A 23,295-nucleotide genomic window follows, 5' to 3' on the forward strand; every position below is an offset into this window, starting at 1 on the left:
AAAGTCATTTACCTTTTCAACCTTATATCACCCCTGTAAAACCCGACAGCGATTTTCGACAATAGCGTCATTAATCAGGAGGTGGATGATGCGTGATTTACATAAAGGCGTCTGGCAAATGAGCCTGGCGATGTTAATTTCCGGCTCTATCGGCGCGTTTGTTTTGCTCTCCGGTCTGCCGGTGACGGAAGTGGTGTTCTGGCGCTGTCTTATCGGTGCTATTGCGCTTTTTATTTTTATCCGGGTAAGTCAAAAACCCTTCAGTCCCCTCACCCACACCACGCTGCTGCTGGCTATTCTCGGCGGCGTGGCATTAGTGGTGAACTGGCTGCTGCTCTTCGCCGCCTATGAGCGGATCTCAATTGGCCTTTCGACCGTGGTCTATAACACCCAGCCGTTTATGCTGGTCTTGATGGGAATGTTTTTAGGTGAACGCGTCAGCCTGGTGAAATGGGGCTGGCTGTTCCTCGCCTTTGGCGGCGTGGTGATACTGCTCTCCAGCGAGCTGACCGGCGCGCATGGCGGTGAATGGCTCGCCGGAATCGGTCTGGCGATGGCCGCAGCGTTCTTCTATGCGGTCACGGCCATTATTGCCCGCAAACTCAGATCCGTTGCGCCGCAGCATATTGCCTTTATCCAGGTGCTGACGGGCGTCGTGATGCTTTTGCCGTTTGCCAGCCTGCCGTCATTTTCCGGTGATTTCCCCTGGCCGATCCTGCTCACGCTGGGCATTGTCCATACCGGCATTATGTACCAGCTGCTCTACAGCGCGATTCAGAAGCTGCCTACGCCCATTACCGGCTCCCTGTCGTTTATCTATCCGGTGGTGGCAATTGTTGTTGATAATCTGGTGTTCGGACACGCGCTGAACCTGACGCAGCTGGCGGGCGGCGCGCTGATCCTGTTTGCTGCCGCTGGGAACAACCTGGGCCGGGGCGAAAAAAAACCCCGCGAGTGCGGGGTTGGTATCAAAACGGTAAATTAGCGACGGGCGCGTACTATCTGGTATTTGCGCGTCAGGTACTCCACCGGCGCGCTCCAGATATGCACCAGGCGGGAGAACGGGAACAGCACAAACAGCGTCATCCCCAGCACCAGGTGAACGCGGAAGATAAACGCCACGCCGTCCAGGTGCGCGGAGGCTCCGCCGTGGAAGGTCACCACGGACTGCGCCCAGCCCACCAGCTTCATCATTTCGCTCCCGTCCATATGCTGCGCCGAGAACGGAATGGTCAACAGACCCAGCGCACACTGCACCATCAGCAGGGAGAGGATCAGGATGTCCGCTGCCGTCGTGGTCGCACGCACGCGCGGGCTGAACAGACGACGTTTCAGCAGCAGCAGGCCACCGACCAGAGTCATCACCCCGCAGGCACCGCCCGCGATCATCGCCATCTTCTGCTTCACCTCAATCGGTAGCCACGCTTCATACATCCAGTGCGGCGTCAGCATCCCCAGGAAGTGACCGGCAAAAATCCCCAGAATACCGATGTGGAACAGGTTAGAGCCCACATGCATTCCCTTACGATCCAGCATCTGGCTGGAGGCAGCACGCCAGGTGTACTGACCGTAGTCATAACGCAGCCAGCTTCCCACCAGGAACACGGTGCCCGCGATATACGGGTAAATGTCAAAGAAGAACATATTCAGGAAGTGCATTAGTGCCGTCCTCCGTTAGAGATATTCAAATATTGCGGGGCAACCGCGCCGGCAAAACGACGCTGGTGAGCGGAGATTTCAGACTCGCCGCAGCTCTGGTCAGCAAAGAATTTCACCTGCTCTTCTTCCCAGACCGCATCCAGCGCTTGTGGCGTATCATCGCGGGCTTCATCCGCAATTTTCTCCGCCACTTTTTCACGGTCGACCGCGGCGTTGGCCAGCTTCACCAGCAGATCGAACAGAACCGCATAGCGGCTCTCGCGCTGCTGAAGACGCGCGCCGAGCAGCGCCAGGATCGGCGCGATGTCCTGCAGACCGCCCAGCGCCTCTTCTTTCGGCAGCTGCGCGAGGTACTCCAGATACAGCGGCAGATGATCCGGCAGCTCGCGGCTGTCGAGCTGCAGGCCGTGCTGTTCATACTGGGCCATCAGATCCACCATCGCCTGACCGCGGTCGCGGGACTCACCGTGAACGTGTTCAAACAGCAGCAGGGACGTTGCACGACCACGGTCAAACAGCTGGCTGTAGTCCGACTGGGCATCCAGAAGGTCGCGCGCAAGCAGGTCGCGGAGGAAAACACCCAGCTTCTGGGCATCGTCCTTATCCAGGTTTTCAGATGACGCGAGTGCATCAAAGAGTTCCTGCTGATGCTGCGCAAGCGCAGCATCCGGGTACTCGAGCAGACGCGAAACAATGACGAGTTCAATCATTGGTGCGGCTCCGTTTTGCTGGTCACATCCATGGCATCAATGCGGCGGCTGTTGAAGAGATTGAATTTGCTGTCTGACCCGTGGCAACCGTCGCCAAAGGTAAAGCCACAGCCATTTTTTTCCGGGAAGGCTTCGCGGGCCAGCTCACGGTGGCTGCTCGGCACCACGAAACGGTCTTCGTAGTTAGCGATCGCCAGATAGCGGTACATCTCCTGCGCCTGCGCTTCGGTCAGACCGACCTCTTCCAGCGCGCGGGTATCGGTTACGCCATCCACGGTTTCGGCACGCTTGAAGTGACGCATCGCCAGCATACGCTTCAGCGCCAGCAGGACCGGCTGGGTATCGCCTGCGGTCAGCAGGTTTGCCAGATACTGAACCGGGATACGCAGGCTCTCCACGTCCGGCAGAATGCCGTTGCTGCCCAGCTCACCCGCGTCAGCCGCAGACTGAATCGGCGACAGCGGCGGCACGTACCAGACCATCGGCAGAGTGCGGTATTCCGGATGCAGCGGCAGGGCCAGCTTCCAGTCCATCGCCATTTTGTACACCGGCGACTGCTGCGCGGCGTCAATCACGCTCTGCGGGATGCCGTCTTTCAGCGCCTGCTCAATGACCTTCGGATCGTTCGGATCGAGGAACACGTCCAGCTGACGCTGATAGAGATCTTTCTCGTGCTCGGTGCTGGCTGCGTTTTCAATCGCGTCTGCGTCGTACAGCAGCACGCCGAGGTAGCGAATACGGCCTACGCAGCTTTCGGAGCAGACGGTTGGCATCCCGGCTTCAATACGCGGATAGCAGAAGATGCACTTCTCGGATTTGCCGCTCTTCCAGTTGAAGTAGATCTTTTTGTACGGACAGCCGGTGATGCACATACGCCAGCCGCGGCACTTGTCCTGGTCGATCAGCACGATGCCGTCTTCTTCACGCTTGTAGATGGCGCCGCTCGGGCAGGTCGCCACGCACGCCGGGTTGAGGCAGTGCTCGCACAGGCGCGGCAGATACATCATGAAGGTATTTTCGAACTGGCCGTACATCGCCTTCTGCATGTTCTCGAAGTTCTGGTCTTTGGCGCGTTTCTCGAACTCGCCGCCCAGAATCTCTTCCCAGTTTGGACCGCTGGTAATTTTGTCCATGCGCTGGCCGGTAATCAGCGAGCGAGGACGGGCGATCGGCTGGTGTTTGCCTTCCGGCGCGTTGTGCAGGTTCTGGTAGTCGTAATCAAACGGCTCGTAGTAATCGTCGATGCCCGGCAGGTGCGGGTTAGCGAAGATTTTTCCCAGAAGCCAAGCGCGGTTACCCATACGCGGCTGCAGCTTGCCGTTGATTTTGCGGATCCAGCCGCCCTTCCACTTCTCCTGGTTTTCCCAGTCGGTCGGGAAGCCGGTGCCCGGCTTGCTTTCCACGTTATTGAACCAGGCGTATTCCATACCTTCACGGCTGGTCCAGACGTTTTTACAGGTGACCGAGCAGGTATGGCAGCCGATGCATTTATCCAGATTCAGCACCATGCCGACTTGTGAACGAATTTTCATTTTACGCTCTCCTGTACCTGGTCATTACCTTCGCCGTCTAACCAGTTAATATTCTTCATCTTACGTACCACCACGAACTCATCGCGGTTCGATCCTACGGTGCCGTAGTAGTTAAAGCCGTAGGCCAGCTGCGCATAGCCACCGATCATGTGGGTCGGCTTCGGCGTAATGCGGGTCACGGAGTTGTGGATCCCGCCGCGCTGCTCGGTGATCTCTGACCCCGGCAGGTTAACGATACGTTCTTGCGCGTGGTACATCATGGTCATCCCGGCCGGTACGCGCTGGCTCACCACCGCACGCGCCGTCAGGGCACCGTTGCTGTTGAACACTTCGATCCAGTCGTTATCTTCAATACCCAGATCTTTGGCATCCGTTTCGCTCATCCAGACAATCGGACCGCCGCGCGACAGGGTCAGCATCAGCAGGTTGTCGCTGTAGGTGGAGTGAATACCCCACTTCTGGTGCGGCGTCAGGAAGTTCAGCGCCTTCTCAGGGTTACCGTTCGATTTCACCCCCATCACGGCTTTCACGGAGCGGGTGTCGATTGGCGGACGGTACACCAGCAGGCTTTCACCGAAGTCGCGCATCCACTGGTGATCCTGATACAGCGACTGGCGGCCTGACAGGGTGCGCCATGGGATCAGCTCGTGAACGTTGGTGTAGCCCGCGTTATAGGACACATGCTCATCTTCCAGGCCTGACCAGGTCGGGCTGGAGATAATCTTGCGCGGCTGGGCCTGAATATCGCGGAAGCGAATTTTCTCTTCCTCTTTATTCGTCGCCAGGTGGGTATGGTCGCGACCGGTGAACTCGCTCAGGGCCGCCCAGGCCTTCACCGCGACGTGGCCGTTGGTTTCCGGGGCCAGGGTCAGGATCATCTCTGCGGCATCAATCGCCGTGTTGAGCATTGGCTGGCCTTTGGCCGGACCGTCCGCTTTGGTGTAGTTAAGCTTGCGCAGCAGATCCATTTCGCTCTGGGTGTTCCAGGCGATCCCTTTACCGCCGTTGCCGATCTTCTCCATCAGTGGGCCGATAGAGGTAAAGCGCTCGTAGGTTGCCGGGTAGTCGCGTTCAACCGGAATAATGTGCGGCGCGGTCACGCCCGGGATCAGGTCGCACTCGCCTTTTTTCCAGTCCTTCACGTCCAGCGGCTGCGCCAGTTCGGCGGCGGAGTCGTGCTGGATTGGCAGCGTCACCACGTCGGTCTCTTTGCCGAGGTGCCCCACGCAGACTTCGGAGAATGTCTTCGCGATGTCTTTGTAGATTTCCCAGTCGCTTTTTGATTCCCACGCCGGGTCAACGGCCGCAGACAGCGGATGAATAAACGGATGCATGTCCGAGGTATTCATGTCGTCTTTTTCGTACCAGGTGGCGGTAGGCAGCACGATGTCGGAGTAGAGGCAGGTGCTGGACAGGCGGAAGTCGAGGGTGACCACCAGATCCAGCTTGCCGTCGAGACCGTTGTCTTTCCACTCCACCTCTTCCGGCTTCACGCCGCCCTGCTTGCCGAGATCTTTCCCCTGGATACCGTTTTCGGTACCGAGCAGGTATTTCAGCATGTACTCGTGGCCTTTACCGGACGAGCCCAGCAGGTTGGAGCGCCAGATAAACAGGTTACGCGGATGGTTTTTACCGTTCTCCGGCTGTTCCGCCGCGAAGCGAATTGAGCCATCCTTCAGGGATTTCACGGTGTAATCCACCGGTGACATGCCTGCCTGCTTTGCCGCTTCCGCAATGCGCAGCGGGTTAGTACCCAGCTGCGGCGCAGACGGCAGCCAGCCCATGCGCTCGGCGCGCACGTTGAAGTCAATCAGATGGCCGCTGTAGCGGGATTTATCCGCCATCGGCGACAGCAGCTCCTGCGCGGTGACCGTCTCGTAGCGCCACTGGCTGGAGTGGTTATAGAAGTAGGAAGTGCTGTTCATGTGGCGTGCCGGGCGCTGCCAGTCGAGGGCAAACGCCAGCGGCTGCCAGCCGGTCTGCGGACGCAGTTTTTCCTGGCCCACGTAGTGCGCCCAGCCGCCGCCGCTCTGACCTACGCAGCCGCAGAAGATCAGCATGTTGATCAGGCCACGGTAGTTCATATCGAGGTGATACCAGTGGTTCAGACCCGCACCGACGATGATCATGGAGCGACCGTGGGTCTTGTCGGCGTTATCCGCAAACTCGCGGGCGATACGCACGATCTGCGCGCGTGGAACGCCGGTGATTTGCTCTGCCCATGCCGGGGTGTAGGCTTTCACATCGTCATAGCCGGTGGCGCAGTTTTCATCGCCCAGACCACGTTCCAGGCCGTAGTTCGCCATGGTCAGGTCATAGACGGTGGTGACCAGCGCGGTAGTCCCGTCGGCCAGCTGCAGGCGTTTCACCGGCAGCTTGTGCATCAGTACGTTTTTCAGTTCAACCTTGTTGAAGTGCTCGGAACCTTCACCGCCGAAGTACGGGAAGCCCACCTCGGCGATCTCGTCCTGGCTACCCAGCATGCTCAGGCGCAGTTCCGTCTCTTCACCGGTCGTGCCGTTACGCTGCTCAAGGTTCCACTTGCCCTTCTCGCCCCAGCGGAAGCCGATAGAGCCGTTTGGCGCCACCAGCTCGCCGTTGCTGTTATAGGCAACGGTTTTCCACTCTGGGTTATTTTCCTGGCCCAGCGCGTCCACCAGATCGGCGGCGCGCAGCGTACGGCCTGCTGCGTAGTAGCCGTCACGCTCTTCGAGCATCACCAGCATCGGCATGTCGGTGTAGCGACGGACGTAGTCGGTGAAGTACTGGCTTGGTTTATCCAGATGGAACTCGCGCAGCATGACGTGGCCCATCGCCATCGCCATCGCCGCATCGGTACCCTGCTTCGGTGCCAGCCACAGATCGCACAGCTTGGCGATTTCGGCGTAGTCCGGGGTGACCGCCACGGTTTTGGTGCCTTTATAACGGACTTCGGTAAAGAAGTGCGCGTCCGGCGTACGGGTCTGCGGCACGTTAGAGCCCCAGGCGATGATGTAGCTGGAGTTGTACCAGTCCGCGGATTCCGGCACGTCGGTCTGCTCGCCCCAGGTCTGCGGAGACGCCGGCGGCAGGTCGCAGTACCAGTCGTAGAAGCTCAGGCAGGTACCACCGATTAAGGAGAGATAGCGCGCGCCGGAGGCATAAGAGACCATCGACATCGCCGGGATCGGCGAGAAGCCCGCCACGCGGTCAGGACCGTAGGTTTTCACGGTGTAGACGTTGGAGGCGGCAATCAGCTCGTTCACCTCTTTCCAGGAGGAACGCACAAAGCCGCCGCGGCCGCGAGCCTGCTTGAAGCTTTTCGCTTTATCCGCGTCTTCAATGATAGAGGCCCAGGCATCCACCGGATCGCTGTGTTGCACTTTCGCTTCACGCCACATTTTCATCAGGCGCTTGCGCATCAGGGGGTATTTCAGACGGTTCGCGCTGTAGAGATACCAGGAGTAGCTGGCGCCACGCGGGCAGCCGCGCGGTTCGTGATTCGGCATATCCGGGCGGGTGCGCGGATAGTCGGTCTGCTGCATTTCCCAGGTCACCAGACCGTTTTTAACGAAAATCTTCCAGCTACATGAGCCAGTGCAGTTCACGCCGTGGGTCGAACGGACGACTTTGTCATGCTGCCAGCGCTGGCGGTAACCGTCTTCCCAGTCCCGGTTGGTATCCAGAACCTGGCCGTGCCCATCGGCAAACGTTTCACCCTTCTGCTTGAAGTAGCGAAACCGGTCCAAAAATTTGCTCATCGGGTATCTCCTGTGTGGAGCCTGTGGCTCTCTAAATCGACATTGCTGATTTGCAGCGAAGGTAACGCCCTGAAAGAGGGGGAGAATTGATAACGATCAAGACGAGGAGGGACTTTCAGGCGAGGAATTACACCGAATACCACCAAAGCGGTATCTTTTGAAACTTCATATCCACATGAAATATATCGTTATTTTTATTTTATCGTACAAACCGCCAGGCAAAATTTAACCTCTCAGGTATTAAGGGGTAGAGCGCCCTGTAAAGCGATGGCGATCACAGTGCTGCCTGCGGATTTCCTCTGCATGGCAACCAGTATGTTGTAACTATTTTGACGCCAAAAAAAACGCGGCCCGAAGGCCGCGTAAACGGATAATCATACTTACTTATTTTTCTTGGTATTACGGCCATATACCAGCCACGTAATCACGACGCAGGCGATATAGAAGACGAGGAAGACTTTCATGGCACCGGCCGGAGAGCCGGTCAGGTCAAGAGAGATACCGAACGCTTTCGGGATAAAGAAGCCGCCAATCGCGCCGATGGCAGAGATGAAGCCCAGCGCCGCAGCCGTATCCGTCGCCGCTTCGCGCATGGCCTGCTCTTCGCTCCCGCCCTGTGCTTTTACGCGGTCCATGGTCAGCTTACGGAAGATCACGGAGATCATCTGGAAGGTGGACGCACTCCCCAGCCCGGCCGTCAGGAACAGCACCATAAACACGCCGAAGAAGGCGATGAAGTTACCGCCCTGCCCGTCGGCTGGCAGCGTGAGGAACAGCAGCGCACAGAAGACAGCCATCACGACAAAGTTAACCAGCGTCACGCGGGTACCGCCCAGGCGGTCAGACACCATGCCGCCCAGCGAACGTGCCAGGGCACCAATAAACGGCCCGAAGAAGGCAAAGTGCAGGATCTGAATCTCCGGGAACTGCGTTTTCGACAGCATCGCGAAGCCCGCTGAGAAGCCGATAAACGAACCGAAGGTGGCCAGATACAGCAGCGCCATCACCCAGAGGTGTCCACGCTTCAGCACCGGCAGCTGTTCGCTCAGCGACGCCTTCGACGCGGACAGGTCATTCATAAAGAACCAGGCTGCGAGGGTGAAGACCACGAGGAACGGTACCCAGATCCAGGCTGCGTTTTGCAGATAGAGGGAAGAACCATCCGCCTGCGCAACGCCACCGCCGCCAAAGGCTGCAAAAATGGAGACCGAGATCGCCAGCGGGGCAATGAGCTGCATCACGCTCACGCCCATATTCCCCAGACCGCCGTTAATCCCCAGCGCGCCGCCCTGCTTCGCTTTCGGGAAGAAGAAGCTGATGTTCGCCATGCTGGAGGCGAAGTTTGCACCCGCAAAACCGCACAGCAGGGAGATAATCACGAATACGCTAAATGGCGTAGAGGTATCCTGCACCGCGAATCCGAGCCAGACACAAGGAACGATCATGATGCCTGTACTGAACGCCGTCCAGCGACGACCGCCAAACACCGGCACCATAAACGCGTAAGGCACACGCAGCAGCGCGCCTGACAGCGACGGCAGCGCGGTCAGCATGAATAGCTGATCGGTGGTAAACGTAAACCCCACTTTCGGCAGGTTGACCGCCACCGCGCTAAACAACATCCATACGCAAAACGCTAATAACAGACACGGCACGGAAATCCACAGATTCCGGCTTGCTACACGATGGCCGCGCTGTTGCCAGAACGCCGGATCCTCTGGACGCCAGTCTGTAATAACGGCACCATTTTCCCTTTCGGGAGCGGATGAGTGACTCATAGACACCTCTGATTCTCGAATGATGCTGCAAACATTAGGGTTTTAGAGCGGCAGTAAGTTGATATAAATCAAAGGAAAAGTGGGAGGATTTGCGGCAAAAAATAAGGCCTCACCCTTAGTGAGTAGGCTAATTCGGTAAAAAAGACGTGGTTTTTCACGGTGCTGACGGTTCCTGGCTACCCCCACCTCCTCCCCCCTACTCCGTTGGCAATTTAGGGGTAATCCTTTATTGGTATGGGTATACTCCAGGGTATGCACCAGAATAGCGCCATTCCTGCAAGCAGGCCACGTCAGGAGCACGCCACCTCTATGTTAAAAAGATGTTTATCTCCGCTGACGCTCGTGAATCAGCTCGCCCTGATCGTTTTGCTGTCCACCGCCATCGGTGTGACCGGCATGGCGATCTCCGGCTGGCTGGTACAGGGAGTACAGGGTAATGCGCATGCCATCAACGAGGCAGGCTCGCTACGCATGCAGAGCTATCGCCTGCTGGCATCGGTTCCCCTGACGCAGGACGATCGTCCCCTGATTGATGAAATGGAGCGCACGGTCTTCAGCCCCGAGCTGGAAAAAGCCGCTATCCGCGCCGGTCAGCAATCCCAGCTTAACGCCCTTCAGGGCTACTGGCACACCCAGCTGCAGCCCGGGCTAAAACAGGCGCGCAGCACGGAAACCGTTGCGCAGGACGTGGCGGGGTTCGTCTCCCGCATTGATGCGCTGGTCTCCGCTTTCGACCAGACCACCGAATTACGCATCGACCGGGTGGTAATGGTGCACCGGGCCATGGCGCTGTTTATGGGGCTGCTGCTGATCTTCACCATCGTCTGGCTCCGCGCGCGGCTGCTGAACCCATGGAAACAGCTGCTGGCCATGGCCCGCGCGGTCACCGCACGCGACTTTACCCAGCGCACGCACATCAGCGGGCGCAATGAGATGGCCATGCTCGGCCAGGCGCTTAATACTATGTCGGCAGAGCTCTCCGAGAGCTACGCGGTGCTGGAACAGCGCGTTCAGGAAAAAACGGCCGGGCTGGAGCAGAAAAACGAGATCCTCTCCTTCCTGTGGCAGGCCAACCGTCGGCTGCACATGCAGGTACCGCTATGTGAACGTCTCTCGCCGGTACTGAACGGCCTGCAAAATCTGACCCTGCTTCACGACCTTGAGCTGCGGGTCTACGATATGGAAGACGAAGATAACCACCAGGAATTCACCTGCCAGTCCGATATGTCCTGCGATGACAAAGGCTGCCATCTTTGTCCTCGCGGCCTGCCGCCGCTGACGACCGGCGGCACCACCCTGAAGTGGCGCCTGACGGACAGCCACACTCAGTACGGCATTCTGCTGGCAACACTGCCAGCCGGGCGTCACCTCAGCCACGACCAGCAGCAGCTGGTGGATACACTGGTTGAACAGCTGACGGCCACGCTGGCGCTCGACAGGCATCAGGAAAAGCAGCAGCAGCTGATCGTCATGGAAGAGCGCGCGACCATCGCCCGCGAGCTTCACGACTCTATCGCTCAGTCGCTCTCCTGTATGAAAATGCAGGTGAGCTGCCTGCAGATGCAGGATGCGGAGATGCCCGAAAGCAACAAGCAGCTGCTCAGCCAGATCCGCAACGAGTTGAACACCTCCTGGGTGCAGCTGCGCGAGCTGCTGACCACCTTCCGCCTGCAGCTGACCGAGCCGGGCCTGCGCCCGGCGCTGGAAGCCAGCTGTCACGAATTTAGCGCCCGGCTGGGGTTCCCGGTGAAGCTGGATTACCAGCTGCCGCCGCGGTTTGTCCCCTCCCATCAGGCCATCCATCTACTGCAGATCGCCCGCGAAGCGCTGAGCAACGTGCTTAAACACGCTGACGCGACGGCGGTCACGGTCACCGTCAGCCAGCACGATAATCAGGTCAAACTGACGGTTCACGATAACGGCCGCGGCGTGCCGGAAAATGCCGAACGCACTAACCACTATGGTTTAATTATTATGCGAGACCGCGCCCAAAGCCTGCGCGGTGATTGCCAGGTTCGCCGGAGAGAGACGGGCGGCACGGAAGTTGTCGTCACCTTTATTCCCGAGAAACCGCTCACAACTGCTCAAGGAGAAACCCATGACTAATCAGGAACCGGCATCCATCCTGTTGATCGACGACCATCCGATGCTGCGTACTGGCGTGAAACAGCTGGTCAGCATGGCACCCGATATCACCGTGGTGGGCGAAGCCAGCAACGGTGAACAGGGCATTGAGCTTGCCGAATCCCTCGATCCCGATCTGATCCTGCTCGATCTGAATATGCCGGGCATGAACGGTCTGGAGACCCTCGACAAGCTGCGGGAAAAATCGCTTTCCGGGCGCATCGTCGTCTTTAGCGTGTCAAACCATGAGGAGGACGTAGTCACAGCGCTGAAGCGCGGGGCGGATGGCTATCTGCTGAAGGATATGGAGCCGGAAGACTTGCTTAAGGCGCTACAGCAGGCGGCGGCGGGCGAAATGGTGCTCAGCGAAGCCTTAACGCCGGTCCTGGCCGCCAGCCTGCGCGCCAACCGCGCCACCTCTGACCGTGACGTCAGCCAGTTAACCCCGCGCGAGCGCGATATTCTCAAGCTTATCGCCCAGGGGCTGCCGAACAAAATGATCGCCCGCCGTCTGGACATCACCGAAAGCACGGTCAAAGTACACGTGAAGCATATGCTGAAGAAAATGAAGCTAAAATCCCGCGTTGAAGCCGCCGTATGGGTGCATCAGGAACGCATTTTTTAAGGACTACTCATCCGGCAGCAGCTTCCAGCGCGGATCGTCGTCAGGCAATGCGACCAGCGGCTGCACCACGGCAAGCGTGATCTCATTGGACGAGACGCGCTGGCCTTTCTCATCTTCCACTACCGCCGACAGGTGCCAGCGGTTTGTCGCCCCTTCCCGGTCATCCCAGGCAGGGATAATCACGCTCCAGCCGTCGCTGCTGTTGCTTTTCGCCGGTGACGTCAGGCTCAATGCCTGCGTATCCCCCTGCCAGTGGATCTGACGAATACCGTTCGTGCTGCGAACCTGTAGCTTCAGCATAACGGTCTCGCCTCCTTTCAGATCCCACGGCGGCGTGGCCAGCCACACGGACAGCGTTTTCCGCTGGCGGAACTCCATAACCGGCAGGCTGGTGCGCTCCGGCGAGTCATAGCGGCTTCCGCGCAGGGAACGCGTGGCGGCGACTTCACCGGCGGAAAGCTGCTTAGCCAGCGGCACGCCAAAGCGATAGTTGAGCTTCAGCCCGAGGTTATTCTGGCTCTCGCCGCTTTCGCCCTGCTTGTGCCCGGCGGTCAGCGTCACCAACGGAACGGGGGTATAGTTAAGCCCCAGATTCACCGCCACAGGATTGTGATAGCCGGTTCCGCTGTTGAAGAGGTCGACGTTATCGCCAAAATATTGCTCAAAGCTGACGCTGGTATTCAGATGATGGAACCAGGGCAGCCAGGCTTTAGCGGTGACGTCATATCCACGCGCCATGCGCTGCTCCTGGACATCGGAGCGCTCGCGCCATCCTGCCAGGGGCTGATAATAGTTGGCTGACAGACGCAGATTTTCCCCCCACGCTTCCGCCCCCAGCCCGGCACGCTGCAAATTTTCATCCAGAAGATTATCGTAAAAGGTGTTGTAGCCCAGCAGCCACTTCCCGGCGACCCAGCGCTGACCGATTCCGGCATTGCTGACCAGGCCATCCGCCTGCTGCGTCAGGCCAAGCTGGCTCCAGCTCAGGTAGCGGTTAGTATCATTCCACGGGATAAACCAGCTCCCGCTGCTGCCGTTAAATTTGCCGTCGTTATCCACCAGCAGGTTCACGCTGGCGTTTCCCCAGGGCGACAGCCAGGACTCAATCTGCTGGTTCACTTCCCCGCTTACCGCGTCGCGCACCTGACCAAAGGCAAACTGACGCGCCTGCTCGCCGGTCGTCAGACCGTTGTCGGTCATGCTGGCTTCACCGAAGGCTTTCGCCATTTCGGCCAGATGTTTTTCCCCTTCGCCGGTGGGCGCCGCCATGCCGAGGTCGGGCAGACTGTCCCCGTTATTATCAAAGGGGTGCTGCGCCTGATGCATAAAGGAATTCGGCGCACCGTGAACGGCTCCGGCCGTAAGAAGGGGGAGTAAAAACAGCAAACGAATGCGGGACGATACAGCCATCAACGTCGTCAATAAGAACCTGTGTTTATGAATAAACTCTTATTATGTTAACGCGATAAGCCCTGAAATGCAGTCCTGGCGGACATTTCAGGATTATCCTGAAACAGCCCTTTCAGCTCCGGCACGCAGGAACCACAGTTCGTACCACAGCGCAGCTTAGCCCCCAGCGCGGTGACGGAATCACACCCTCCGGCAATCGCCTCCCGTATCGCCTCTTCCCCGACGCTGAAACAGCTACAGATAATGCGTCCCGGATCCGTCGCCCTCCCGACGCTCTGCCCGTTCAACAGGGCGTGGCGTTCTGCGGGCAGCACGGGTGGTGAATGAAAAGCGGCTTCAATCACCGTATGCGCCAGCGCCGGTAACGCGGTACCTTCCCAGAAACCCAGCATAAGCTGGCCTTCATACCAGGCCAGCACGCTGCTGCGTTCACCGGCCTGAGCAACCTGCAGTTGCCAGCCCCGGCCGCTGGCGTATTCCATTACCCACGACAGCAGCGGTTTATCGCACGCCACCGTCAGGCGTGAAGCTTTACGCCACCAGTAAACCGGAGAGGGCATTTCCAGTCCTTCGCGGGCATAGAGTTCTCCCTGCCAGGCGGGCTGCCAGGGCTGGATTCTGACGGCGGTTTGTTTACTCTCCGGCTGCCCCGAAACCGGATCGCAGCGCCCTTCCACCAGTGCATTCACCTTTCCCTGGCGGGCAAACTCAGCGTTCCAGTGCATCGGGGCAAAAGCGTTCCCTTCACGCTGAGCGTCGCTGATGCGCACTCTTGCTACCATGACGCCGCGCGGCGAACTGATGCGCGCCAGCTGGCCGCCGCACAGGGAAAACCGAACGGCGTCTGCGGGGCAAACCTCAACAAAGGGTTCGGTGATATGCTGCATGAGTCTGGCCACATATCCTGTTCGCGTCATGGTATGCCACTGATCGCGGATGCGCCCGGAGTTGAGAATCAGCGGGTACAACGCGCTGACCGTCGCACCGTGCGACTGTGGGTCAACGGGAACAATGTTTCGGCACGGAAAATCCCCCCCAGGCCACTGCCAGGGCTCAAGCCGCTCCCACTCCTCACGGGTTAACGTAGCCAGGTCGTGAAGGTTTAAGGCCCGCGCGCCGTCATTTTCAAAGGCCGTCAGCGCCGCATGCTCGCAAAAAATCTCGTGGGGATGCTGCCAGGCAAAGGCGTCGCCGTGCCCCAGCCGTTTCGCCACCTGCGCGACGATCCACCAGTCCGGCTTTGCCTCACCGGGCGCGGGCAGAAACGCGCGCTGGCGCGAAATGCGTCGCTCGGAATTGGTTACCGTACCGTCCTTCTCTCCCCAGGCCAGCGCCGGAAAGCGAATATGGGCAAACCGGCTGGTGTCGGTATCGTTCATCACCTCAGAGACAATGACCAGCGGGCAGCGCCCCAGCGCCTGACACACCGCGTGGCTGTCCGGCAGCGAGACGGCAGGATTGGTGCCCATGATCCACACCGCCTTCACCTCGCCGCGGGCAATGGCGTCAAACAGCTCCACCGCCATCAAGCCCGGCGTCTGCGCAAGCCGTTCCGTTCCCCAGAAACGCGCCACCCGCGAGAGATCGTCCGGCTCAAAGTTCATGTGCGCCGCCAGCTGATTTGCCAGCCCGCCCACCTCTCTTCCGCCCATTGCGTTTGGCTGTCCGGTCAGCGAAAACGGGCCGCAGCCCGGACGGTTAAATTTCCCGCTGGCAAGGTGCACGTTAATGATGGCGCTGCATTTGTCGCTGCCGCTGGAGGACTGGTTGATTCCCATGGTGTAGAGCGTGATGGCCCTGGGCGCCGTCATAAACCAGTCGTAAAACGTACCAATATCCTGCGGCGAGAGGCCGCAAAACGCCGCCACGCGGGATATCGGCCACGCGTCCGTTCCCTGAATCACATTGAGCAGACCGACGAACAGCCCGGCGTCGCTGCCGGGAGTGAGCGCCAGATGCAGGTCAGCAATATCACAGGAGGCGGTTCTGCGCGGATCGATGACCACCACTTTCATCTCCGGATTGTTGTGCTTTGCCTGTACCAGGCGCTGATACAGCACCGGATGCGTCCAGGCCGCGTTTGAGCCCACCAGCACCACCAGATCGCTGTTTTCCACATCCTCGTAGCTGCACGGCACGACATCTTCACCAAAGGCGCGCTTGTAGCCAACGACCGCCGATGACATGCAGAGCCGGGAGTTGGTATCAATGTTCGCCGCGCCGATAAACCCTTTCATCAGCTTATTGGCGGCGTAATAATCCTCGGTAAGCAATTGCCCGGACGCGTAAAACGCCACCGCCTGCGGCCCCCATTTGTCGATAATGTCCTGGAGGCGCTCGCCTGCCGCTCCCAGCGCCTGCGCCCAGGCCACCTCAGCACCGTCAACAACGGGGCGCAGCAATCGCCCCTGTAACCCCATTGTTTCCCCCAGGGCCGATCCTTTCACGCACAAGCGGCCAAAGTTCGCAGGATGGGTTTCATCCCCCCGAACGCTGACCGTTTCACCGTCCACGCGGGCGACCACGCCGCAGCCTACCCCGCAGTAGGGACACGTTGTCCGGGTTTCCGTCATGAGGCCTCCGCACGCATTACCAGGGCATCATTACCGACCCACACCTTGCCGTTCTCAATTTTGACCGGCCAGGCGCGCACCGCGGGTTCGCCGTTCTCCACCTGACAGCCGTCGCGCAGGCGAATACGCTGCTTGTAGAGCGGAGAGATCACCACCGGCTCCCCCGCCGCATCGCCAAGAATGCCTCGGGAAAGCACGTTCGCGCTGCTGCCAGGCTCCCGGTCGTCAAGGGCATAGACGGTTTTGCCAAATCGGAACAACGCAATCGGCTTACGCCCAAGCCGCGCGCCAATGCCCGCCTGCTCGGGGATATCGTCGATGCCACAGATTTCCTGCCAGCGTTTACCTTGATCCGCTGTGATGTCGTTCACCGTCGTGCGGAACAGCGCCAGACGGTTCGGATCGTTAAGCGTGGTTTGCCATTCGCACTGGTAGGTCTCCACCACCCGGGCCATCTCCTGCTCCAGCTCGTGGGCGATGCCCAGGCTATCGTTGAGGATCACCTCCCGAAGGTAGTCGAGACCGCCTTCCAGGTTGTCCATCCAGGTGCTGGTGCGCTGTAGGCGATCCGCCGTGCGGATGTAGAACATCAGGAATCGATCGACGGTGCGGATCAGCGTGTCATCATCGAGATCGCTGGCGAAGAGATCCGCATGGCGAGGCTTCATGCCGCCGTTGCCGCACAGGTAGAGGTTCCACCCCTTATCGGTGGCAATCACCCCCACGTCTTTACTCTGCGCCTCGGCGCATTCGCGGGTACACCCTGAGACCGCCATTTTGATTTTGTGCGGTGCGCGCAGGCCTTTGTAACGGTGCTCGAGCCTGACTGCGAGGCCGGTGGAGTCCTGCACGCCGTAGCGACACCAGGTCGACCCGACGCAGGATTTCACCGTGCGCAGGGATTTGCCGTAGGCGTGCCCGGTTTCAAATCCGGCTTCCACCAGCGCCTGCCAGATCTCCGGCAGTTGTTCGAGCGTGGCGCCAAACAGATCGATACGCTGGCCGCCGGTGATTTTGCTGTACAGTCTGTAGCGTTTCGCAATCTGGCCGATGGCGATCAGCCCGTCGGCGGTCACTTCCCCCGCAGGCATGCGCGGTACGATGGAGTAAGTACCGTCCTTCTGGATATTGGCGAAGTAGCGGTCGTTGGTGTCCTGCAGCGGCAGGTGTGCCGGTTTCAGCAGATACTCGTTCCAGCAGGAGGCGAGCACTGACCCCACCAGTGGCTTACAAATTTCGCACCCGTGTCCCTGACCGTAGCGGCTAATGAGCTGGTCAAAGGTGCGGATATGGTTGACGCGCACGAGGTGGTAAATCTCCTGACGCGAGTACGGGAAGTGTTCGCAGATGTCCTTTTTCACCTCCACGCCCTGCGCCGCCAGCTGGAACTCCATCACCTGCTTCACCAGTGCGCTACATCCTCCACAACCGGTCGCCGCTTTGGTGCACTGCTTAATCGCGCCGATATCCGTTGCGCCCGCACTTACCGCCTGACAGATATCGCCTTTGCTGACGTTATGACACGAACAGATTTGTGCGCTTTCCGGCAGCGCTGCCACGCCGAGCGCTTTTGGCGCACTGCCTGAAGACGCGGGTAATATCAGCGTTTCCGGCTCTTTTGGCAGGGCTATCCCGTTGAGCATCATCTGTACCAGCGTGGCGTATTCACTGGCATCACCCACCAGCACGCCGCCGAGCAGCGTTTTGCCGTCGTGGCTGACCACGATTTTCTTGTAGATTTGCTGCGGGCCGTGCGTCCACTGGTAACTCAGCGCCCCCGGCGTGCGCCCGTGAGCATCGCCGAAAGAGGCCACGTCCACGCCCAGCAGCTTGAGTTTGGTGCTCATATCCGCGCCGGCGAAGAGGTTCTCCTCTCCCGCCAGCGCGGCGGCGGCCACCCGCGCCATCTGGTAGCCGGGCGCAACCAGCCCGAAGATTTTCCCTTCCCACAGGGCGCATTCACCAATGGCCAGCACGTCCGGATCGGAGGTCTGACAGCGGTCGTCAATGCCGATCCCGCCGCGCTCGCCGATAGCCAGCCCGCTGCTGCGCGCCAGCGCGTCCTGCGGACGAATGCCTGCAGAAAAGACCACCATGTCTGTTTCAAGCTGTTCGCCATCGGCAAAGCGCAACACCAGCCCGCCGTCCGCCGTGGCGATCTCCGTTGTCGCTTTACTGGTGTGAACGCCGACGCCTAGCGCCTCAATTTTCTTGCGCAGCATCGCCGCGCCGTCGTTGTCGAGCTGGACCGCCATCAGATTGGGCGCAAACTCCACCACGTGAGTTTCCAGCCCGAGCTGCTTCAGGGCATTCGCCGCCTCCAGCCCCAGCAGCCCGCCGCCAATCACTACACCCCGGCGTGAGCCCGCCGCATGCGCCGCAATCTTGTCCAGATCGTCAAGCGTGCGATAAACAAAACAGCCCGGTAGATCGTGGCCCGACACCGGTGGGACAAACGGATAGGACCCGGTCGCCAGCACCAGTTTATCCCAGTGGATCTCATGCCCGCTGGCGGTACGCACCACGCGCGCGTCACGATCGATAGCGACAATCTGCTGCGACAGGCGCAGCTCAATGCCGTTGTCGGCAAAGAAATCCCCTTCCACCAGCGAAAGCGACGCCGCGCTACGGCCGCCAAAATATTCCGACAGATGCACGCGGTCGTAGGCGGCATAGCGCTCCTCGCCAAAGACAACGATCTGATACTGCTGATGCAGATTGCGGTTCACGCAATCTTCGAGGAAATGATGGCCGACCATACCGTGCCCAACCACCACCAGAGTAGGTTTTGTCATAGCGTGCTGTCCTGCAACCTGCGGTTGCGTAGTGAAACGATCGAACAGCCAGTCCGCGTGCGCGGGCGCAGCCGTTGCCAGTAATTCGGTAAATGTCGCCGCGCTGCGGCAGTCCCCCATCAGCAGCACGCCAGCCAGCGCCCCCTGATGGATCAGTAAACGACGATAGTGACGGGTCAGCGGATCCCATGCGCTCCAGACCACATCGCCCTTCTGCTCTGCCACGCGACCAAGGCTGAACAACTCCACGCCGGTCACCTTGAGGCGCATGCCGTTGTCGGTCAGGGCAAATGGCGCGGTGACGTCTCCGGCCAGCCGTGCGGCGAGGATATCCGCCTGCGCCAGACAGGGGGCGACCAGGCCAAACGTCTGGTCGTCAATTTCACAGCATTCGCCAATGGCGTAGACGTCCGGCACGGAGGTTTGCATTTGGTGATCCACCACGATGCCGCGCGCGCAGCGAATGCCGCTGGCCTGCGCCAGTACGACGTTAGGCTGCACGCCCGTCGCCAGCACCACGCGCGCGGCGGTGATGCTGCGTCCGTTCAGCAGCGTCACGCTATTCCCGTCAATCGCCGCGATGCCAGAGGCGAGCTCACAGCGCACGCCCCGCGCCGCCAGCGCCTCTTCCAGCAGCACGCCCGCCTGCTCATCCAGTTGCTGCTCCATCAGCCACAGACCGCGATGAACAAGGATGACGTTGTCCCCTGAGCGCGCCAGCGCTGCCGCCGTCTCAACCCCGAGCACGCCGCCGCCCAGCACTACCACCGGACCGGCGATCGCCCCTATGGCCCGGATATCCTCAAGGGTACGGAACGTGAAGACATGCGGCGCATCGCAGCCGGGAATTGGCGGAACAAAGGGCGTTGATCCGGTGGCAAACACCAGCGCATCCCAGCCCAGCGTGCGGACGGTGGTTTGCACTTCCCGCGTGTCCACATTCACGGCGAGCGCCTTTTCGCCCCGCAGCACCGTCACGCCCCGTTCCTGGTACCAGTCGTCATTCTGAAGACTGATGCCCGCCGCCGTTTTTTCACCGCCCAGCACCGGCGAAAGCTGGATGCGGTTATAGGCATGCTCCGGCTCGTCGCCGATGACGGTAATTGCGAAACGATCGGCAGCACGCCCGGTGAGCGAGGCAATCAGCCGCGTGGCCGCCATGCCATTTCCGATAATGACCAGTCGCATCAAAGCCCCCTCGCTACGCCGCTTTCGGCTGCTTTTCATAGAGGAAATGCAGGATCTGCTGGCGCATGTGGTGATAGCGGCTGTCGTCAGCCAGCTGCACCCGGTTACGCGGGCGCGGCAGGTTAACGTGCAGGATCTCCCCGATGGTCGCCGCCGGGCCGTTGGTCATCATCAGCACGCGATCGGAGAGCAGCACCGCCTCGTCCACGTCGTGGGTAATCAGCACGATTGTGGTGTTCAGCGCCTGCTGGATCTGCATCACCGAGTCCTGCAGATGGGCGCGCGTCAGCGCATCCAGCGCGCCGAAGGGTTCATCCATCAGCAGGACTTTCGGCTTCATCGCCAGCGCGCGGGCAATCCCGACGCGCTGCTTCATGCCGCCGGAGATCTCCCCCGGGCGCTTGTGCAGGGCGTGCCCCATCTGCACGCGGTCGAGGTTGTGCTCAATCCACTCCCGGCGCTCCGCCTTGCTCATGCTGTGGCGAAACACGTGATCTACCGCCAGGGCCACGTTGTCGAAGCAGGTGAGCCACGGTAGCAGCGAATGGTTCTGGAATACCACCGCGCGCTCCGGACCCGGCCCGGCAATTTCGCGGTTGTCGCAAATCAGCCCGCCTTCCGTCGGCAGCGTGATCCCAGCGATAAGGTTAAGCAGCGTCGATTTACCGCAGCCGGAGTGCCCAATCAGGCTGACGGTTTCGCCCTCATGGATATCAAAGGAGACGTTCTGCAGCGCCAGAAATTCGCCGCTGGCGGTGGAAAAACGCTGGCTCACGGCCTGGACCTGGATTAATGGTTTCATGTTCGCTCCTTATTTTTCCTGCCAGCTAAAGCGACGGGCGATCAGCATCAGCCCCTGCTCCAGCAGCAGCCCGACCACGCCAATGATGACGATGGCGATGAGAATGTTTTCGACGTTGAGATTGTTCCACTCGTTCCAGATCCAGAAACCGATCCCTAAACCGCCGGTCAGCATCTCGGCGGCGACAATCACCAGCCAGGCGATGCCAATAGAGAGGCGCACCCCGGTCAGCACCGCGGGCAGCACCGCCGGGAAGAGAATGCGGCGCATGATGGTCCACTCTGAAAGCTGCAGCACCCGGGCGACGTTAAGGTAGTCCTGCGGAATACACCGCACGCCTTCGGCGGTGTTGATCACCATCGGCCAGATGGAGCAGATAAAAATGGTCCAGCTCGACGCGGGCTCCGCTTTCTGGAACAGCAGCAGGCCGATGGGCAGCCAGGCCAGCGGGCTAACCGGGCGTAATAGCGCGATCAGCGGGCCGAACATGCGCGAAAAAAAGGTGAAGCGGCCAATCAGGAAACCAAGCGGGATCCCGGCGAACGCGGCCAGGCCAAACCCCACCGCCACGCGCTGTAATGAGGCGAGCACGTTCCAGCCGATGCCCATGTCGTTAGGCCCGTCGCGATAAAACGGATCGGCAAACAGGGTAATAGCGGAATCGAGCGTGCTGAGCGGCGTCGGGAAACCTTTGCTGTTAATCGCCGCCAGTTGCCAGAGCACCACCAGCAGTCCCAGCCCCAGAAAAGCCGGAATGATGCGCTGAAGGATCGCGTTAATACGACGCGCAAACGTCGGCGTACGGCGGCGAACCTGCACCGGAGGCAGGAGAATCACCTCTCCACTCTCCGGCGTCTCGTGTGATTTTGTCTTTTGCAGATGCTGCATAATCAGGCCCCTTTACGGTGAATGGCGAAACGGCTGGCGTATTCTTCCGGGTCGGTACCGTTCCAGACGGTGCCGTCCATCAATGTGCTGCTGCGTAGTGGTGAAGTCGGTGTGGTAATGCCCCCCACCGCCGTGGCGGCATCCTGCCAGACCGCCGTCTGGTTAATGCGCTGTGCGATGCCCGTATAGTCCGGGGCGGCTTTGAGCAAGCCCCAGCGGCGGAACTGGGTTAAGAACCACATGCCGTCGGAGTGATACGGGTAGCTGACGGCCCCCTCGTTGAAGAAGCGGATCGGGTGCGCGTCCTGCCAGCGCTGGCCCAGGCCGTTGTCGTACTCGCCGAGCATGCGTCCGGTGAGATACTGCTCTTTGCAGTTGAGCCACGCCCGGCGGGAGAGGATCTGCGCGGTTTCGCGTTTGTTTTCCGGGGAGGACTCAATCCAGCGTGCCGCCTCCAGCACTGCGCTCACCAGCGCCCGGGCGGTGTGCGGATTTTTCTCCACCCAGTCGCGACGCGTCCCGAGGATTTTTTCCGGATGGTCGGCCCAGATAGACTGCGACGTGGCGGCCGTAAAACCGATGCGGTCGTTGATGGCACGCGCGTTCCACGGCTCGCCGACGCAAAAGCCGACCATGTTGCCAATGCGCATGTTCATCACCATCTGCGGCGGCGGCACCACCACCGTACGCACGTCGTCAAAGGGGTGAATGCCCGCGCTGGCCAGCCAGTAGTAGAGCCACATGGCGTGCGTCCCGGTCGGGAAGGTGTGCGCGAAGGTATAGGTGCCAGGCGCCTGCTGCCCAATCAGCTTTTTCAGCCCGTCAAGGTCACGAACGCCCTTCTCTGCCAAATCGCTGGAGAGCGTAATCGCCTGGCCGTTCTGGTTGAGGGTCATCAGGTTAGCCATCTGCTGTGGCTTGCCAGCGATGCCCAGCTCCAGTCCGTACAGCAGGCCGTAAAGAATGTGCGCGGCATCGAGTTCGCCCGCCACCAGCTTGTCGCGCACCGCCGCCCAACTCGCCTCTTTGGTGGGCAGGATGGTAATACCGTATTTTTTATCAAACCCTTTCAGCGCAGCGATAACCACCGGGGCACAGTCGGTCAGTGGGATAAACCCGATGCGCACTGTTTCCTGCTCCGGTTTATCCGAGCCTGCCGCCCATGCGGCCTGCATGACACCCGGCAACAGAATTGCACCACTCGCCAGCATGCTGGCCTGCAAAAAACGCCGTCTCGACAAATCCGCCATGACCACTCCTGAAAAAAAACCAAAAAAAAGCGCCCACGGTGCCGAAGCACCAGTGGACGCCTTTATCCCGAAGACGGATGCACCGCCGTTGGCGCATCGTCAAAAATGGTTAATCTGATAATGCAAAGTGAATGCCAGGTTTTAACACACTGTTTCTTGCGGTGCTTACCGTTCCTCCCTCGCCTTTACGCACCGCAAACAGGCATAAAATGCCCACTGAC

The 23,295-nt window shown here is 59.8% G+C and carries 14 protein-coding genes; 3 read left to right on the forward strand and 11 right to left on the reverse strand.

The window, feature by feature from the left end:
* The first annotated feature begins 88 nt into the window (after positions 1-88).
* Positions 89-985, forward strand: coding sequence for a DMT family transporter (locus AC0TN7_RS09120; protein ID WP_473702095.1), 897 nt, complete (start codon positions 89-91; stop codon positions 983-985).
* On the opposite strand, the gene narI is transcribed toward AC0TN7_RS09120, so the two are convergent.
* The 5 genes from narI to AC0TN7_RS09145 all read right to left on the reverse strand — a co-directional run bounded on the left by narI (position 982) and on the right by AC0TN7_RS09145 (position 9,419).
* Positions 982-1,659: a respiratory nitrate reductase subunit gamma gene (gene narI, locus AC0TN7_RS09125; protein ID WP_023312107.1), complete on the reverse strand. Its 678-nt coding sequence runs from the start codon at positions 1,657-1,659 to the stop codon at positions 982-984. The two genes, AC0TN7_RS09120 and narI, sit on opposite strands and share 4 nt — an antisense overlap.
* Entirely contained in the window at positions 1,659-2,369 is a 711-nt protein-coding gene (gene narJ, locus AC0TN7_RS09130; RefSeq protein WP_407858676.1) for a nitrate reductase molybdenum cofactor assembly chaperone, read from the reverse strand. The genes narI and narJ overlap by 1 nt, the downstream gene beginning before the upstream one ends.
* Positions 2,366-3,901, reverse strand: a complete 1,536-nt coding sequence (gene narH, locus AC0TN7_RS09135) for a nitrate reductase subunit beta (RefSeq protein WP_024907086.1) — start codon at positions 3,899-3,901, stop codon at positions 2,366-2,368. The genes narJ and narH overlap by 4 nt, the downstream gene beginning before the upstream one ends.
* Positions 3,898-7,641 carry a nitrate reductase subunit alpha gene (locus AC0TN7_RS09140; protein WP_208762983.1) on the reverse strand — a complete coding sequence of 1,248 codons (3,744 nt, stop codon included), beginning with the start codon at positions 7,639-7,641 and terminating at the stop codon, positions 3,898-3,900. The genes narH and AC0TN7_RS09140 overlap by 4 nt, the downstream gene beginning before the upstream one ends.
* A gap of 380 nt (positions 7,642-8,021) precedes the next feature.
* Complete coding sequence (locus AC0TN7_RS09145; RefSeq protein WP_024907084.1) at positions 8,022-9,419, reverse strand: NarK family nitrate/nitrite MFS transporter; 1,398 nt, start codon at positions 9,417-9,419, stop codon at positions 8,022-8,024.
* A 309-nt stretch (positions 9,420-9,728) separates the two neighbouring features.
* Between AC0TN7_RS09145 and narX the strand changes: the two genes are divergently transcribed.
* Both narX and narL read left to right on the forward strand, forming a co-directional pair.
* A complete protein-coding gene (gene narX, locus AC0TN7_RS09150) occupies positions 9,729-11,525 on the forward strand; it encodes a nitrate/nitrite two-component system sensor histidine kinase NarX (RefSeq protein ID WP_061714961.1) in 1,797 nt (598 codons plus the stop codon).
* Complete coding sequence (gene narL / locus AC0TN7_RS09155; RefSeq protein ID WP_008499531.1) at positions 11,518-12,168, forward strand: two-component system response regulator NarL; 651 nt, start codon at positions 11,518-11,520, stop codon at positions 12,166-12,168. The genes narX and narL overlap by 8 nt, the downstream gene beginning before the upstream one ends.
* Positions 12,169-12,171: 3 nt before the next feature.
* On the opposite strand, the gene AC0TN7_RS09160 is transcribed toward narL, so the two are convergent.
* Genes AC0TN7_RS09160 through AC0TN7_RS09185 form a run of 6 tightly spaced genes read right to left on the reverse strand, consistent with a single transcriptional unit; the run spans position 12,172 to position 23,074 of the window.
* Positions 12,172-13,578 carry a YchO/YchP family invasin gene (locus tag AC0TN7_RS09160; protein WP_050597743.1) on the reverse strand — a complete coding sequence of 469 codons (1,407 nt, stop codon included), beginning with the start codon at positions 13,576-13,578 and terminating at the stop codon, positions 12,172-12,174.
* Between the two features lie 47 nt (positions 13,579-13,625).
* Complete coding sequence (locus AC0TN7_RS09165; RefSeq protein WP_024907081.1) at positions 13,626-16,151, reverse strand: nitrate reductase; 2,526 nt, start codon at positions 16,149-16,151, stop codon at positions 13,626-13,628.
* Positions 16,148-20,134, reverse strand: a complete 3,987-nt coding sequence (gene nirB, locus AC0TN7_RS09170) for a nitrite reductase large subunit NirB (RefSeq protein ID WP_080690913.1) — start codon at positions 20,132-20,134, stop codon at positions 16,148-16,150. The genes AC0TN7_RS09165 and nirB overlap by 4 nt, the downstream gene beginning before the upstream one ends.
* Positions 20,135-20,147: 13 nt before the next feature.
* On the reverse strand, positions 20,148-20,936 hold the full coding sequence (locus AC0TN7_RS09175; protein WP_463726779.1) for an ABC transporter ATP-binding protein: 789 nt from the start codon (positions 20,934-20,936) through the stop codon (positions 20,148-20,150).
* Between the two features lie 9 nt (positions 20,937-20,945).
* The gene (ntrB, locus tag AC0TN7_RS09180) at positions 20,946-21,824 is read right to left on the reverse strand and encodes a nitrate ABC transporter permease (RefSeq protein WP_024907078.1); all 879 of its coding nucleotides are present in this window, start codon (positions 21,822-21,824) and stop codon (positions 20,946-20,948) included.
* Positions 21,825-21,826: 2 nt separating this feature from the next.
* Positions 21,827-23,074 (reverse strand): CmpA/NrtA family ABC transporter substrate-binding protein, encoded by a 1,248-nt coding sequence (locus AC0TN7_RS09185; RefSeq protein ID WP_024907077.1) that lies wholly within the window; start codon positions 23,072-23,074, stop codon positions 21,827-21,829.
* Positions 23,075-23,295: the final 221 nt, after the last annotated feature.

The organism is Enterobacter sp. PL_is511, from assembly GCF_055816065.1.